The sequence below is a fragment of the Kribbella sp. NPDC020701 genome (genome assembly GCF_055562215.1).
Map to the genome: position 1 here is coordinate 70,215 of NZ_JBVHFT010000008.1, position 14,245 is coordinate 84,459.

Annotated in this window: 15 protein-coding genes; 11 read left to right on the top strand and 4 right to left on the bottom strand. The window is 68.8% G+C overall.

The annotated features are described in order from the left end of the window. The first annotated feature begins 10 nt into the window (after positions 1–10). Genes thrC through ACZ3HV_RS20300 form a run of 4 tightly spaced genes read left to right on the top strand, consistent with a single transcriptional unit; the run spans position 11 to position 3,020 of the window. On the top strand, positions 11–1,273 hold the full coding sequence (gene thrC / locus ACZ3HV_RS20285) for a threonine synthase (RefSeq protein ID WP_465686469.1): 1,263 nt from the start codon (positions 11–13) through the stop codon (positions 1,271–1,273). Next, on the top strand, positions 1,270–1,545 hold the full coding sequence (locus tag ACZ3HV_RS20290; RefSeq protein ID WP_360362965.1) for a MoaD/ThiS family protein: 276 nt from the start codon (positions 1,270–1,272) through the stop codon (positions 1,543–1,545). Before thrC ends, ACZ3HV_RS20290 begins: the two co-directional genes overlap by 4 nt. 55 nt (positions 1,546–1,600) lie before the next feature. Further along, a complete protein-coding gene (locus ACZ3HV_RS20295) occupies positions 1,601–1,981 on the top strand; it encodes a VOC family protein (protein WP_465686471.1) in 381 nt (126 codons plus the stop codon). A gap of 13 nt (positions 1,982–1,994) precedes the next feature. Next, the gene (locus tag ACZ3HV_RS20300) at positions 1,995–3,020 is read left to right on the top strand and encodes a zinc-dependent alcohol dehydrogenase family protein (protein WP_465686473.1); all 1,026 of its coding nucleotides are present in this window, start codon (positions 1,995–1,997) and stop codon (positions 3,018–3,020) included. A gap of 33 nt (positions 3,021–3,053) precedes the next feature. Here the strand turns inward: ACZ3HV_RS20300 and ACZ3HV_RS20305 are convergent, their stop codons facing one another. The 3 genes from ACZ3HV_RS20305 to ACZ3HV_RS20315 all read right to left on the bottom strand — a co-directional run bounded on the left by ACZ3HV_RS20305 (position 3,054) and on the right by ACZ3HV_RS20315 (position 6,559). Next, complete coding sequence (locus ACZ3HV_RS20305) at positions 3,054–4,277, bottom strand: hypothetical protein (protein WP_465686476.1); 1,224 nt, start codon at positions 4,275–4,277, stop codon at positions 3,054–3,056. 202 nt (positions 4,278–4,479) lie between these two features. After that, complete coding sequence (locus ACZ3HV_RS20310) at positions 4,480–5,430, bottom strand: dihydrodipicolinate synthase family protein (protein ID WP_465686478.1); 951 nt, start codon at positions 5,428–5,430, stop codon at positions 4,480–4,482. Positions 5,431–5,440: 10 nt separating this feature from the next. After that, positions 5,441–6,559, bottom strand: coding sequence for a mandelate racemase/muconate lactonizing enzyme family protein (locus tag ACZ3HV_RS20315; protein WP_465686481.1), 1,119 nt, complete (start codon positions 6,557–6,559; stop codon positions 5,441–5,443). 96 nt (positions 6,560–6,655) lie between these two features. Between ACZ3HV_RS20315 and ACZ3HV_RS20320 the strand changes: the two genes are divergently transcribed. Further along, the gene (locus tag ACZ3HV_RS20320) at positions 6,656–7,624 is read left to right on the top strand and encodes an LLM class flavin-dependent oxidoreductase (RefSeq protein ID WP_465686483.1); all 969 of its coding nucleotides are present in this window, start codon (positions 6,656–6,658) and stop codon (positions 7,622–7,624) included. Here the strand turns inward: ACZ3HV_RS20320 and ACZ3HV_RS20325 are convergent. Further along, positions 7,617–8,840, bottom strand: coding sequence for an AI-2E family transporter (locus ACZ3HV_RS20325; RefSeq protein WP_465686485.1), 1,224 nt, complete (start codon positions 8,838–8,840; stop codon positions 7,617–7,619). The genes ACZ3HV_RS20320 and ACZ3HV_RS20325 overlap by 8 nt on opposite strands. A gap of 154 nt (positions 8,841–8,994) precedes the next feature. Here ACZ3HV_RS20325 and ACZ3HV_RS20330 point away from each other — a divergent pair, with 154 nt between their 5' ends. Genes ACZ3HV_RS20330 through ACZ3HV_RS20355 form a run of 6 tightly spaced genes read left to right on the top strand, consistent with a single transcriptional unit; the run spans position 8,995 to position 14,236 of the window. Further along, on the top strand, positions 8,995–9,405 hold the full coding sequence (locus tag ACZ3HV_RS20330; protein ID WP_465686488.1) for a DUF7144 family membrane protein: 411 nt from the start codon (positions 8,995–8,997) through the stop codon (positions 9,403–9,405). A 21-nt stretch (positions 9,406–9,426) separates the two neighbouring features. After that, the gene (locus ACZ3HV_RS20335; RefSeq protein ID WP_465686490.1) at positions 9,427–11,022 is read left to right on the top strand and encodes a phospholipase D family protein; all 1,596 of its coding nucleotides are present in this window, start codon (positions 9,427–9,429) and stop codon (positions 11,020–11,022) included. A 36-nt stretch (positions 11,023–11,058) separates the two neighbouring features. Further along, positions 11,059–12,147 (top strand): hypothetical protein, encoded by a 1,089-nt coding sequence (locus ACZ3HV_RS20340; protein ID WP_465686492.1) that lies wholly within the window; start codon positions 11,059–11,061, stop codon positions 12,145–12,147. Next, a complete protein-coding gene (locus ACZ3HV_RS20345) occupies positions 12,144–12,998 on the top strand; it encodes a YhjD/YihY/BrkB family envelope integrity protein (RefSeq protein ID WP_465686494.1) in 855 nt (284 codons plus the stop codon). The genes ACZ3HV_RS20340 and ACZ3HV_RS20345 overlap by 4 nt, the downstream gene beginning before the upstream one ends. Positions 12,999–13,022: 24 nt before the next feature. Beyond that, positions 13,023–13,757 carry a hypothetical protein gene (locus tag ACZ3HV_RS20350; protein ID WP_465686496.1) on the top strand — a complete coding sequence of 245 codons (735 nt, stop codon included), beginning with the start codon at positions 13,023–13,025 and terminating at the stop codon, positions 13,755–13,757. Then, positions 13,754–14,236, top strand: coding sequence for an RDD family protein (locus ACZ3HV_RS20355; RefSeq protein ID WP_465686498.1), 483 nt, complete (start codon positions 13,754–13,756; stop codon positions 14,234–14,236). Before ACZ3HV_RS20350 ends, ACZ3HV_RS20355 begins: the two co-directional genes overlap by 4 nt. Positions 14,237–14,245 lie beyond the last annotated feature (9 nt).

Genomic DNA, 14,245 nt, shown 5'->3' on the forward strand with positions numbered 1-14,245 from the left:
AACCTCACTCATGAGCCTGACCGCCGCCACCCACACGATCCGTGAAGGTGCCTTCGGCAACGGTACGCACCTGAGCTGTCGCGCCTGTGGGGCGAAGTCGCCGCTCGGTCCGTTCTACGCCTGTATGGAGTGCTTCGGTCCGCTCGAGGTCGGGTACGACTACCCGACCATCACGCGGGAGCAGATCGAGGCCGGTCCCAAGAACATCTGGCGCTACCAGCCACTGCTGCCCGTCCCGGTGGACGTGGCCAGCTTCCCGAACACCGAGCCCGGCTACACCCGGCTCATCGACGCCAAGAACCTGGCCCGTGAACTGGGCCTGCGCAAGCTCTGGGTGAAGGACGACTCGGGCAACCCGACCCACTCCTTCAAGGACCGCGTGGTCGCATCCGCCCTGAGCGCCACCCGCGAGCTGGGCATGAAGGTCTTCGCCTGCCCCTCCACCGGCAACCTGGCCAACGCCGTCGCCGCGGCCGCCGCCCGGGCCGGCATCCGCTCGGTCGTCTTCATCCCCAAGGACCTGGAGCGACCCAAGATCATCACCACCGCCGTGTACGGCGGGACTCTGGTGGCCGTCGACGGCAACTACGACGACGTGAACAAGCTGGCCTCCGAGATCGCCGGCGAGGAGGAGGGCTGGGCGTTCGTCAACGTCAACGTCCGCCCGTACTACTCCGAAGGCTCCAAGACGCTGGCCTTCGAGATCGCCGAGCAGCTCGGCTGGCGAATCCCGCAGCAGGTGGTGATCCCGGTCGCGTCCGGCTCGCAGCTGACCAAGATCGACAAGGGCTTCACCGAGCTCGGCAAGCTCGGCCTGGTCGACGCCACCGACTACAAGGTGTACGGCGCTCAGGCCACCGGCTGCTCGCCCGTGGCGCAGGCCTTCCGGGACGGCCACGACGTGGTCAAGCCGGTCAAGCCGGACACCATCGCGAAGTCCCTGGCGATCGGCAACCCGGCCGACGGACCGTATGTGCTCGACGTCGCCCGGCGTACCGGCGGTGCGATCGAGGACGTCAGCGACGAGGAAGTCGTCGAGGGGATCCAGTTGCTCGCCCGGACCGAGGGCGTCTTCGCCGAGACCGCGGGCGGGGTGACCGTCGCGACGCTGAAGAAGCTGATCGCGACCGGGCAGCTCGACCCCGAGGCCGAGACGGTGATCATCAACTCCGGCGACGGGCTGAAGACGCTCGACGCCGTGGCCGACCGGGTCGGCCCCAAGGTGACCATTCCCGCGTCGTACGACGCCTTCGTGAAGGCAGGCCTGCAGTGAGCGTGAGCGTACGGGTCCCCACCATCCTGCGGCCCTACACCCAGGGCGTGTCCGAGGTCTCGGCCGAGGGCGGGACGCTGAGCGAGGTGCTGGAGTCGCTGGACGGCTCCTACCCCGGCATCAAGGGCCGGGTGCTGGACGAGTCCGGCGAGCTGCGCCGGTTCGTGAACGTGTACGTCGACGATGACGACGTACGGTTCGCCGACGGCCTGCAGACCGCGATCAAGGACGGCGGCCAGGTCTCGATCATCCCCGCGGTCGCGGGCGGCTGATCCTGCCGGTGGTTCCGGGCGTCTTTCGTCCGGAACCACCGCTACCGTCACCTGCATGGCGACGAAATGGACCATCGGCGGGGATGCCGCCGATCCGCAGAAGCTGGCCCGATTCTGGGCCGCGGCCCTCGGGTACGTGATCGAGCCCGGATTCGACGATCCGGACGGCTCGGGGATCATCGATCCCGACGACGTCGGGCCGGCGATCGGCTTCCTCCGCGTGCCCGAGCCCAAGACCGCGAAGAACCGTCTGCACATCGACATCCGCGTGGCCGGTCCCGGCGCCCGCGACGCCGCCTCCGCGGACCGCATGCGCACGAAAGCCGCGGAGTTGGTGGCGCTGGGGGCTGTTGAGGTCCGCGAGGACTTCTACGGCCCCGAACTCGGCCACATCGTGATGCTCGATCCCGAAGGCAACGAGTTCTGCGTCGGCTGACTACGATGCTCTGGTGCGCGCTGTTGTGATCGAGCAGTACGGCGTTCTGCCCGCCGTACAGGAGGTTCCGCGGCCTGAGCCGGCGGATGGCGCGGTCGTCCTGAAGGTGGAGGCGACCGGGCTATGCCGGAGCGACTGGCACGGGTGGATGGGCCATGACTCCGACATCGTGCTGCCGCATGTCCCGGGCCATGAGCTGGCCGGGACCGTCGCCGCCGTCGGGGCTGGGGTCTCTGGCTGGCAGGTCGGCGATCGGGTGACGACGCCGTTCATCTGCGCCTGTGGTCAGTGCGAGCAGTGCCAGGAGGGCAACCACCAGGTCTGCCCGAACCAGCTCCAACCCGGCTTCAACTACTGGGGCTCGTTCGCGGAGTACGTCGCTGTCCCGTACGCCGAGGTGAACCTGGTCCGCCTCCCCGACGACATGGACTTCGCCACGGCCGCGGGCTTGGGCTGCCGCTTCGCCACGTCCTTCCGCGCCATCCACCAGGTCGGCCGTGTGGCTCCGGGCGAACGCGTCACCATCTTCGGCTGTGGCGGCGTAGGCCTCTCCGCGGTGATGATCGCCGCAGCTCTCGGCGCCGAGGTGATCGCCGTCGACACGAACCCCGACGCCCTGAAGCTCGCCCGCGAGTACGGCGCCTCCCACACCATCCAGGCGTCACCGACGGTCGTCGACGAGATCCACGCCCTCGGTGGTGCCCACGTGACCATGGATGCGTTGGGCTCCAACGCCATCGTCCAACAAGCCCTACAAGCTTTGCGCCCGCGTGGTCGCCACCTCCAGGTCGGCCTCCTCCCCTCCGGCGTGCAGCTCGACGTCGGCCGGTTGATCGGCCAGGAACTCCAATGGCTGGGCAGCCACGGCATGCCCGCCCACGCCTACCCGGAAATGCTGTCGCTAGTTGCTTCAGGCAACCTAAAACCCGCCGAGCTGATCACCCGCACGATCACCCTGGAAGAAGCCCCCGCTGCCCTAGCCGCTTTGTCCAACGGCACCCCAGCCGGCGTCACCATCATCCAACCCACACCCCACTAACCACCCACGCGCTGCGTAGCACGCGGGGGTGTACTACAGGCGGATCAGATACACCGTCGGGGGACGCCCGGTGCGGCCGTGTTGCTGGGTGCCGGTGGGGGCGGCCAGGCCGGCTCGTTCGAGGCGTTTGAGGACTCGGCGGGCGGTGCGGAGCTGCACGGCCAGGTGGTCGGCGACGTCTTGGGTGGTGAGGCCGTCGGGGAGGGTGGCGGTGAGTTCGCGCATGCGGGCGAGAGTCTGGGTGTTGAGGCCGACGCGGCGGGCCAGGAGCGGGAGGCTTTCGGGGCCGCGGCGGGTGGCGGGCTGGTCGCCGGAGGGCTCGATGACGATCTCGACGTCGTCGGACATCGACACGACGCCGGCGACCGCGCCGATCGACTCGGCCCGGCTGACTGCGCGGCGGGCGAGTGCTTCCGCCTCGGCCGCCGTACGTCCGACGCCGAAACCGACGTACGCCGTGCTGTGCCGGGCCGCGAGGTGGTCGAGCAAGGGCATCCGGGTGAACTGCTCGGTTGCCTGCTCGAGCAGGCCGCGGGTGGTGACGACCAGATGCCGCCCGTCCGGCAGCGCGGCCAGGCTGCCGCCGAGCGTGATCAGATCACCGGCCAGTGCGTCGTCCGGCTCGGGCAGTGCGATCACGCCGAGCGCTACCTGCGCGTCACCGACGTGCTGCCCGGTCGTCGTCAAGACCAAGGCCTGCAACGTCGACCGGATCGAGTAACGGGAGGGCGCGAGCCGTACCGACGGCATCTCGTTCTCCAGCAAATGGAACGCCGAGCCGAGGCAGCTGATCGCGACCTTGGTGTCGTGCTTGTCGCGGGCGGTCCGGTGGAAGGCGACGATGTCGTCGGAGGTCAGGCCCGGCCGGTACGGCAGCACGTGGATCTGGTCGGTCGGGAGCTTGGCCTCGATCAGCGTCTCCAGCACCTCACTACGCCGCAGTGTGTCGATCGAGAACTGGGTGACGTTGTGCCCGAGCCGGAGCAGTTCGACGAGTGCACGGAGCAGCGTGGCGCCGTCGTACGACACGTACATGGCGGGCCGGTCGATCACGCCGGCCTCGGTGGCGATCGTGTACGGCACGACCCCGGTGAACAGCAGCGCGTCGACCTTCTCGTGCGCCTGCTCAACGAGGTCGACCGCCTCGGTCTCGTGCCGGTAGGGCAGCGGGAGCAGGGTCGCGCCGCTCGGCGGACCGACCGCGATCACCCGCAGCACCAGGTCCTCCGGACCGACGACGCCGACAGTGAGCGTCATCAGGCCACCGCGCCCGGGGCTGAGCTGATCTGCACGGCACTCCTTCGACGACTTCTGGTCTGGCCCTCAACTCGCAGAATAGCGCAGCCGGCCCCGGGCACTTGACGTTCAAGGCGGCTTCTCTTAGTTTCGGTCAAGACCACAATTGTCGCCACTCGAGGCGGTCGCCGGTGTGGGTGGAGCGTCGGAGGGAGCGAGCCACCTAACGGGCGAGATCCTCGAGGCAGCGGATGACCAGGTCGCGCTCACCAAAAGGCAGCGTCGGGCCGTAGGGGTCGTAGGCGGCTTCCGCTGGGAGCAGGCCTTCCCACTCGGCTGCCCAGAGCATGCGCTGCACGTAGCCCTCGATCGGGGCGTAGAAGGTGGCCGCGGCGAACCGGTCCAGCCGTTCTGAGGCGGTCAGGAAGCCACTGTGGTCCCCGGACGTCCAAGCCTCGAGGACGGCGGCGGACAGCGGGACCTGGGCCGCGGCGATCCCGACGAGGGCCGTATCCGCGCCCCACATGAACGAAGGCCCATACATCCGGTCCTCACCGGTGATGAGCAGCTTCCCGGTCCCACGCCCGGCCCAGATGGCGTCCTGGCACCCGATGGCCCGATCCAGCGTCGCGGTCTTCACCCCGAGCATGGACGGCAGCGATAACAGCTCACGGATCAGCGAGGGCGGGTACGGATACCCACCAGCCTCGCCATGGAGGTAGAAACCGACCAGTGGCAGCCCACTCTCCGCCGCCACCCGCTCGTGCAACGCCACCGCCTGCGCATGCCCGTCCGGCAACTCTCGGAGCGCAGCCAGCGGATAGACCATCACCGCGTCCGCTCCGCCCGCAGCCGCCTCCAGAGCCATCGCTACCGTCGCGTCAGTGGCCTCCCGCAGGCTCTGCGCCGACGAGGACCGCGGTACGCCGACTCCCGCGACGATGGGCACGTCCGTAGCCTGCCGCCACGTCTCCAGCACCTTGGACCGGTCAGCCGCGGACAGGTAGAGCCCACGCCCGGTGTGGGCCCACACTGCGACCCCACCGACGGACTCTGCCGTCAGAGCGCCGGCGTACGCGGTCAGAGCGTCGTACGCGACGACGCCCTCTGAGTCCATCGGAGTGACGACTGCGGGGAGCAGTGTGCCGCGGAGTCGTTCGACGAGCGGGTGCATGAGGGACCTCTCAGACGTCGTGGCCGAGGCCTGGGCGCTTGGGTACGTCGATCCAGCCGTCGCAGTCGGCGAACACACTCGGAGCCAGCGGGTCCTCGTCGACCATCAGCGGCCCGACCAGGTCGGCCGCGACGGTGGCACCCGGTACGGCGGCCGCCAGATGGACCGCGGCCAGGGTCGCCACCCCCAGCTCCGGCATCGAGCCTACCTTCACCGCGAGCCCGGCCGCCTCGGCCACGTTGGCGATCTGGAGGGCGCGATGCAGGCCGCCGACCTTGAGGATCTTGATGTTCAGTACGTCGGCCGCCCCACGGCGAGCGATCTCGAGAGCATCATGCAGTGAGTGCATGCTCTCGTCGACCATCACCCGGACGTCGAGCCGCTCACGCAGCCGCACCAGCCCGGCCAGGTCCCAGCGCGGCAGTGGCTGCTCCAGCAGGGTCAGACCGGCTTCGGTCATCTTGGCGAGGTAGGGCAGCGCTGTGGTCGCGTCGTACCCCTCGTTAGCGTCCAGGCAGAGCTCTGCGTCGGCAGGGATCGCCGCACGGACCGCACGGATCAGCTCGAGGTCCTTGGCGGGGTCTTGGCCACCTTTGACCTTCAGATGCCTGAATCCTTTACCGGCGTACTCCGCGGCCTCCAGAGCCATCTCGTCGAGCGTGCCGAGCCCGACCACCCACGTCGTCTGCACGCGTTCTCTGACACTGCCACCGAGGATCGCGTGCACAGGCCAGCCGCTCAGCCGACCGGCCAGGTCATAGAGCGCGATGTCCAGTCCGGACTTGGCTACCTGCTGACCGCGGAGCACGGCGTCCATCAGTACGTGCGCACCGGCCCGGTCGAGCGGGTCACGGCCGATCAGGGCCGGCGCCAGGTGCTCCTCGATGGCCGCGGTGACTCCGGCCAGCGTCTCACCGGTGTACGCCGTCATCGGTGAGGTCTCACCGATACCGACCGCGCCGTCGGCGGTGTGGATCTCGACCACCAGGCTGACCAGCTCGGTGCTGATCCCGCTGCTGATCTGGAACGGCCGACGGTACCGCGCACTGACCACGCGGGTCTTGATCGCGCTGATCGGACCTACTCCGGTCCCGGCCGGCAACCCGACCGGATGCGATGCAACACTCAATTCCGGCTCCTCGGGTCGCAATCTGATCGGAAAGCATTTACGGTCAAGACCGTAAATACCGCGAGCGCTCTCTGTCAACGGAAGGTGGCACCCCCGATGCGGCTGGGTCTCTATCTGAACCTCTACGGCACCCCGGACGAGCGCCCGCGGCTGGCCGACGCGGTCGAGCAGGCACGGCTGGCCGAGCAGGCCGGCTTCGAGTGGATCGTGCTCGGCGAGCGGCATCTGCACCGGCCCGGGTACCACGAGATCCTCACGTCGCTGACCTGGCTGGCGGCCCACACCGAGCGGATCGGCCTGGCCACCGCCGGGATCGTGGCCCCGCTGTACGACCCCGTCGTACTGGCCGAGACGCTCGCGCACATCGACGTACTGTCCGGTGGCCGGCTGACCGCGGGCTTCGTGCTCGGGTACCGGCCGGAGGAGTTCGCGCTGTACGGCGTGACGCAGGCCGAGCGGGTCGCGCGGTTCGAGGAGGGCCTGGAGATCCTGACCCGGTTGTGGACCGAGGACGAGGTCACGTACGACGGCAAGTTCACCAGCATCCGCGCGGCGTTCCTGTCGCCGCGACCGGTGCAGAGTCCGCGCCCGAAGCTGTGGAACGGCGGCCGCGTCTCCGCGATGCTCGAGCGGACCGCACGGATGTGCGACGGCTGGACCACGTCATTCAACGAGCTGGACTCCGACCTCCCGGCCAAGATCGCCGAGTACCACTCCTACCCGCGCGGCGAAGGCACCCTCGGCGCCGAGGTGATCCTGTGCCGGGAGGGTTTCTGCGCGCCGACGTCGCAGGACGCGCGGCAAGCCCTGGAGGAGCCGCTGCGCGACCTGTACGACGCCTACACCGGCTGGAAGCGTACGTCGGCCGACGCGAGCCGCTACACCCAGGGCTGGGACGAGATCGCGGACCGCAGTGTGATCGGGTCGAAGGCCGAGTGCGCCGAGCGGCTGGCGCACTACGAGGAAATGGGTGCCGACGGCATCATTCTTCGCATCCAGCCGCCTGGCATGCCGCAGCACGACGTACTCCGCTCGATCGAGGCCTTCGGAGAGCTCGTCAGCTAGCCGGCGCGCCGGCCTCCTCCGGTTGGACCGGCTCCGGCTCCGGAGCGGGTACGGCGGGCAGTTCCTTGACCTCGGCACCGGAGATCAGGCCGCTCATCCAGCGCGTCGACGGGTCGGCGTCCAGCAGCAACGCCTTGACCAGCAGCGACAGCGGGATGGCGAGGACGGCGCCGAGCGGCCCGAGGATCCAGGCCCAGAAGACGAGCGACAGGAACGTCAGCGTGGTGGACATGCCGACCGAGTCGCCGACGACCTTCGGCTGGATGATCGACTGGATGATGAAGTTGATCACGCTGTACGACACGATCACCCAGAGCAGGGTCTCCCAGCCGCCTTCGAGCAGGCCCAGCAGCGCCGGCGGGATGACCCCGATGAAGAACCCGACGTTCGGGATGTAGTTGGTGATGAAGGCGAGCAGCCCCCACAGCCACGGCAGCGGGATGTCGAGGATGTAGAGCACGCCGACGTCGATCACGGCGACGATCAGCCCGAAGACGCTCGAGACGACCAGGTAGCGCGTCGTACCGCGGGCGAAGCCGAGCAGGGCGCCGGAGACGTCGGGCCGGATCCGCGCGGCCTCGACCAGCCGGTCGGCGAAGTGGGTCGCGTCCAGACTCATGAAGAACAGCAGCACCACCACGAAACTGAGGTTGGAGATCACCCCGAGCAGCCCGGTCAGCCAGCCCTGCAGGACGCCGAGCAACTGCCCGAAGTCGACCTTCTGCAGCGCCGACTGGATCTCGTCGGTCCCGATCCCCCGATCGGCCATCCACCCGCGGACGTCGTCGACGATCCCGGCGAAGTCGTCCTTGTACGTCGGCAACAGGGTCGCCAGCTTGGCGACCGACAGGAACATCGCCGCCGCGAGCCCGAGCAGCACGACGTTCACCACGATGAGTGCGACCAGCCCGGCCACCCACTTGCGGGCGCCGCGCCGGATCAGCAGGCGGCGCAGCGGACTGACCGCGATGGTCAGGACCAGGGCGAGGAACGCGGGCCCGACGATCCCCGAGAAGGTGCGCAGGCCGGCGGCCGTGAGGACCGCGGCGCCCGTCCCGAGCAGGACGACGACGCCGCGCGGCAGCACCGGGACCGGGGCCGGCGGCTCGGCCGGTACTTCGGAGTCGGCGGCCGGCGGCGGATCGTCTCGGGGTACGGAGCGGTGCCCGGTCACTGTCGTGACCTCCCTCCCGGCCGGGATCGAGGGTTCGAACATCGCTCACATCCGCTCCACCGGCATCACTCACCCCGGATGAGACGGCGCCCGGACGTCGTCCGCCAAGGGTGAAGCGGGGCCGCCGGGCGCGCGCCTACTGTCGATGCGCACTCGACACGCAGTCGGCGTGCACCTCAGGGGAGGGGTGGCATTGATGACCCAGGAAGGCACCAACCAGCAGCAGAGGCAATCGCCGTGGGCCACGAGCGCTGTCACGTTCGCCGCGACCATGATGGTCCTGCTCGGAGTGTTCCAGGCGATCGAGGGGCTCGCCGCGATCATCGACGACCAGTACTTCGTCGTCGTCCGGGGGTACGCGTTCGACCTGGACACGACGACCTGGGGCTGGATCCACCTGATCCTCGGGCTGGCCATGCTGGCGGCGGGTATCGGCCTGTTCTACCGGACGGTCTGGGCCGGGGTGGCGACGCTGGTCCTGGCCGTACTCAGCGCGGTCAACAACTTCTTCTTCATCCCCTACCAGCCGGTGTGGTCGCTGCTGGTGATCGGCCTCAACGTGTGGGTCATCTGGGCCTTGACGCGGCCGAGAATGATTCGCACCTGACGGTCGGCAGACGGCCAGACGATGACCGGCCAGAGCGTCGCGGACTGGTTCCTGCTGCCGGACGAGCGAGGCAATCCGTGGACCTGCATCGACCGGATGGGCGACGTGGACGGGTCGTGGGTCGAGGGCAACCTGGTCCGGCCGCTGATCGAGGGCGTGACCTACTTCCACCACCTGTACGAAGAGCTGAGCGCCCTGCGGCCCGGTGATCGGGTCTACTTCACCGACTGGCGGGGCGACGCCGACGAGAAGCTGCTCCCCGACGGACCGACGGTCGGGGCCGTGCTGGCCGACCTGGCCCGGTCGGGCGTCGAGGTCCGCGCGCTGTTGTGGCGGTCGCACTCGGATCACCTGCAGTTCAACGCGCGCGAGAACCGGCGGCTCGGCACCAAGCTCAACGAGGCCGGTGCCGAGGTGTTGCTCGACCAACGGGTCCGGCGGCTCTCGTCGCACCATCAGAAGCTGTTCGTGATCCATCACCAGGGCGAACCGACGCGGGACGTCGCGTTCGTCGGTGGTATCGACCTGTCGCACCAGCGGCGCGACGACTCCGACCACCGCGGGGATCCGCAGCAGGCGCCGATGGACCGACGCTACGGCGATCGCACGCCCTGGCACGATGCCGCGCTCGAGTTGCGCGGGCCGATCGTCGGAGACCTGCTGCGGACGTTCGTCGAACGCTGGGACGACCACCATCCGCTCGACCGGCGGACGCCGTACCGGATGATCGTGCAGCGGCTGGCCCGGATGCCGCGGCATCCGAAGCCACTGCCGGAGGCGTTCCCGGATCCGCCGCCGGCCGGTCCACACAGCGTCCAGGTGTTGCGCACCTACGCGTACAAGCATCCTGGCTACCCCTTCGCGCCAGACGGGGAGCGCAGTGTCGCCCGCGCGTACGGCAAGGCGTTCGGGCGGGCGCGGCGGCTGATCTACCTGGAGGACCAGTACCTGTGGTCCGAGCTGATCGCCCAGGGGATCCACGACGCGCTCGAACGATCTCCTGAGCTGCGCGTGATCATCGTCGTACCGCGCTATCCGGCGTCCGACGGCGTGTTCAGCGGGCCGCCAGCCAGATTCGGTCAGCTGCGCGCGGTCCGGATGCTGCGCCGCACCGCGCCCGAGCGGGTGGCGATCTACAACCTGGAGAATGTCAGCGGCACACCCGTCTACGTCCACGCCAAGATCTGCGTGGTCGACGACGTGTGGTTCACGTGCGGCTCGGACAACTTCAACCGGCGCTCATGGACGTCCGACAGTGAGCTCACCTGCGCGGTCCTGGACACGACTCCCGACCATCGGCTGCCGGGCGATCAGGATGCCCGGCAGTTGGCCCGCGATCTGCGGCTGGACGTGTGGTCGGAGCACCTGGGGCTGTCGCGGGACGATCCGGTGCTGCTCGATCCAGGATCCGGCTTCGAGCTCTGGCGGCGTACGGCGGCGGCCCTGGGCGCCTGGTATGCCGGCGGGCGGCGCGGCGAGCGACCCGCGGGTCAGATTCGCCAACACGACCTGCAACCGCTGAGCAGATGGCAAGCTTTGTGGGCGGAGCCGCTCTACCGGATCGTCTACGACCCGGACGGAAGGCCTCGCCCGCTGCGTCGACGGGGCGAGTTCTGACCGTGCCGGGATGATGTTCAGGCAAAGGGAGGACGGATGGGCGTCGAGATTGTCTTCTGGTGCGTTGTCCTGGCGCGCTTCAGCCTGCCGCTGCTGATTCCGCGCTACCCGCTGCCGGCCATCATCGGCTGCCTGCTGCTCGACGGTGTCGACCAGACCATCTTCCAGACCTTCGGCTACGACCCACCGAACTATCAGAGCTACGACAAGGCGATGGACGTCTTCTACCTGGCGGTCGCCTACCTGGCCAGCCTGCGCAACTGGACGAACCAGCCGGCCGTCAAGATCAGCCGCTTCCTGTTCTTCTACCGGCAGGTCGGGGTGGTGCTGTTCGAGCTCATCGGTGCCCGCTGGCTGCTGCTGGTGTTCCCGAACACCTTCGAGTACTACTTCATCGCGTACGAAGGCGTTCGCAGCCGGCGGAACCCGCTGCGCTACACGATGAAGTTCTGGGTGCTGGTCGCCGGCGGGATCTGGATCTTCATCAAGCTGCCGCAGGAGTACTGGATCCACATCGCCCAGCTCGACCTGACCGACACGATCCGGGACGTCCCGTGGTTCCTGCCGGCCCTCATCGTCGCCGTACTGGCCCTGCTCGCGGTGGTGTGGTTCGTCATCCGTCCCCGGCTCCGGCCGGCCGACTGGCCGCTCCGGCTCGCCGCGGACCCGCTGCCGGTCGCGATCGACGAAGCGAGCGAGCGGGCCGCGTACCGGGCCGCGCACCAGAAGGTCTTCGACTGGGCCGCGGTGGAGAAGATCTTCCTGATCGGCCTGATCAGCGTGATCTACGGCCGGGTGCTGCCAGGCGTCGAGGCGAGTGACCTCGCGCTGTTCATCGGTATCGCGGTCTTCGTGGTGATCAACTCCGCGATCGGGCTCTGGTCGTCCCGGCGCGGCTACGGCTGGGACTCCGCGACGATCTCGTTCGCGGTCGTCTTCGCGACCAACGTCGTCCTGGTGTTCCTCGCCGATCTGCTGCTGAACCGGCGCAACGACGATCTGCAGCTGACGGACACGTTGTTCTTCGTCTTCCTGGTGAGCATCCTGACGATGCTGTACGACCGGTACCACCCGGTCAACGAGTACCGCGTCGCCCACGCCGTCAAGGACGACGTCAGTCCGTGATCCCGCTGTCGCAGAACCTGAAGGAGGTCACCCGGCGGTTGGAGGCGACGTTCGCCGGGCGTTGCGTCGGTGCCTTCATCGACCTGCGGGGGATCGACCGCGCCATGGTCATCGCCTCGCAGGCGCTCACCGCCCTGATTCCGTTGCTCATCCTGGTCTCGACGCTCGCGCCGGCGGATCGCCGCGATGTCGTCTCGCACGGGTTCATCCGCAAGTTTCACCTCAGCGGCAGCGCCGCCGAGGCGGTGACGGAGGTGTTCGCGCGGCCGGCCGGCGGTGCGAGCGTCGGCGCACTGAGTGTGCTGATCCTGGTGTTCTCGGGGTTGTCGCTGGCCCGGCGGATGCAACGGCTGTACCTGGAGGCATGGCACCTCGACCCGCTCTCCGGCGTGCGCGGCTCGTTCAACACGTTCCTGGGGCTGGCGGCCCTCGTGATCGACATCGGGCTGCTGGCGCTCGCGCGGAGCGTCGTGCGCGCTCTGCCCTTCGACTGGCTGTTCAGCCTGCCCATCTCGCTGGTGAGCGGTTTCCTGCTGTGGATCTCGATTCCGTGGCTGCTCCTCGACGGCCGGGTGCAGTGGCGACGGCTGGTGCCGACCGGCGTGATCGCGACCATCTGCGCCAGTGTCTACAGCCTGGTTGCCACGGTCTACATGCCCGCGCAGATGGAGACCTACAGCGAGCGGTACGGACTCTTCGGGGTCACGCTGGCGCTGGTCGGCTGGCTGCTCGCCGTGTCGCTCATCCTGGTCGCCGCGACCGTGGTCGCGGCCGAGTTCGATCGCAGCCAGGGTGTGTTCGCGCGCTGGGTCCGGGCCCGGCTTTCCCCCACCAAGGGTGATGCCGGGTGAGACGGTGGTGCCGATGATGGCCTCGTGGGTACTCCAGTAGATGACTCCGGGCTCCCGACCGACCCGGGGACCCTGGCCGACGGGCCCCCGGCAGACTCCGGGACCCCGGCCGACGGGCTCCCGGCAGACTCCGGGACTCCGATCGACGTGCCGCCGGAACCGTCAGCTCCCTCAGCACCGACGGCACCGGCAGCGCCAAGCCGCGAGCCGATCGACGTCGTCGATGTCATGGTCGGCGCCACGGCCCTCGCCGTCGCCGTCACGGGCATCGTCGGACGCCGGGTGCGGAGAGTGCTAGGTCCGGCGGTCGGCGTGCTCCGCAGGCCCCCGGTGGTGCCGACGCGCTACCACGCGGACACTGTGCTGGCGAATCTGGCCCAGTACGGCGCCGCAAATCGCCAGGAGCTGAGAGGCCAAGTGCTTGCGCTTCTCCAGCCGGTGGTGCCCAGGGTCGTCACCGTCCTGCTGGAACCGATCGACCTCACCCAGCTCGTCAAGGACAACGTGGACCTGAACGAGGTGGTCGCGTCCGTCGACATGGACGAGATTCTCGCCCGGATCGACATCGCCGGGATGGCCGAGGGGGTGATCGCCGAGGTCGACCTGGCCGAGATCATCCGCCAGTCCACCGGCTCGGTGGCCTCCGACTCGGTGCGCGGCGTACGGATGCAGAGCGTGGCGGGCGATGAGGCGGTCGGCCGGGCGGTCGGCCGGATCCGGCTGCGGTTCGGCCGGAAGGTGCCGGCGACGGAATCATGACCGTCGACGGGATCCCCATCGTCCCGAGGGAGGCCCGCTGGTTCCAGGGCCGGCCGGCCGGCCTGGTCACCCGGACGATCGCCGGTTTCGTCGATGCGATCGTGGTGGCCGCCCTGATCCTGATCGGCTACCTGGGCGTCAACGGGTTCCTGTTCCTGATCGATCCCCGGGGATTCCAGTTCACCGAGGCGTCACCGCTGCCGATGGTGACCACAGCGCTGCTGGCTGCGTTCCTCTACCTGTTCGCCGCCTGGTGGATCACCGGCCGCACCGTCGGCTGCCATCTGATGGGGTTGCGGGTGGTCAATCGTCACCGCCGGCGGCTGCCGGCGCACATCGCGTTCCTCCGGGCACTGTTGTACACGCTGTTCCCCATCGGGCTGGTGCTGTGCGCCGGCGGCCGCAACCACCGTTCGCTGCAGGATCTCGTCCTGCGCACCTTGGTCATCTACGACTGGCAACCCAGACACCTCGACTAGGAGTTCACC